Origin of the sequence: Chryseobacterium sp. SIMBA_029, assembly GCF_046535275.1 — a bacterium.
GTDB lineage: Bacteria > Bacteroidota > Bacteroidia > Flavobacteriales > Weeksellaceae > Chryseobacterium.
Window position 1 is genome coordinate 1 of record NZ_JAWRXA010000641.1, and the last position, 250, is coordinate 250.

Below are 250 nucleotides of genomic sequence, written 5' to 3' on the forward strand. Positions count from 1 at the left end.
GGCGTGGTGATCCCAACGCGAGATTAAGGAAGGTTTCGTAGGTAAAGAAGCCAAGGTCATAGCGTCCCGAGAGCACAGGACCGATGCCGTCGCTCGCATCTCCACTACAGCGTACGACGCGCAGGCCAGCGGCCTCGTAGCGCGCGCTGAATTCCTCGAACTTTTCGTTGACGAGTGCCCGGTAGGGCAAAAGGAAAGCTGCCTTCTTCCCCGACGTCACTGCTTGGATCGCGGCCAACTCTCCGATCAT

The 250-nt window shown here is 58.8% G+C and carries 1 protein-coding gene; it reads right to left on the bottom strand.

Annotated elements, in window-relative coordinates; all coding sequences use genetic code 11:
- Positions 1-250, bottom strand: a 250-nt coding sequence (locus SB679_RS25540) for a hypothetical protein (protein WP_410705162.1), incomplete at both ends; no start/stop codon positions are given.